This window comes from Bradyrhizobium algeriense (assembly GCF_003062295.1).
GTDB classification, from domain to species: Bacteria; Pseudomonadota; Alphaproteobacteria; order Rhizobiales; family Xanthobacteraceae; genus Bradyrhizobium; species Bradyrhizobium algeriense.
The window spans coordinates 1-431 of record NZ_PYCN01000289.1 but is presented as its reverse complement, the minus strand read 5'-3'; the positions used below and the strand labels follow the sequence as shown (position 1 = coordinate 431).

Annotated in this window: 1 protein-coding gene; it reads right to left on the bottom strand. The window is 61.7% G+C overall.

The genetic code is table 11. The features are described from left to right. Positions 1 to 431: hypothetical protein (locus C7G61_RS45510; protein WP_202975846.1), on the bottom strand; the 431-nt coding region annotated here is incomplete at both ends.

Sequence of the window (431 nt, the reverse complement as noted above, 5' to 3'; positions counted from 1 at the left end):
CTGGTGTCGATGCCGTCCGCCCGACGGGACAGGTGCACGCCCAGCCGCTCGAAGGCCCGATAAGAGGATGAGGCATCGGTGACGGAGGTGATGCCGCTGAGCGCGCCGAGCACGTTGGCCGCCAGCATGGACGGGGTGTTGATTAACCCCTCGATATTCCCCTGAACGGCTGTGATTGCCCCCATCAGACGGTTTACGTCGTCCATGATGCCGATATTTTCCACGGCGTTGTAAATGTCATCAAATACGCCGTTGATGGCGTCCAGCACGGTCGTTGCGTCCTGAATACCTTCCTGAACCACACTCCAGGCACCGGTAAGCGTGTCGCCGAGCTCACCGAACAGGCTGTCGGTTTGGGCTGCCACCGCTTGCCCGGTGTTGTCCTGGATCTCCGGGGCGGTGGCGGTCGCCTCCGGATAGACGGTGATCGT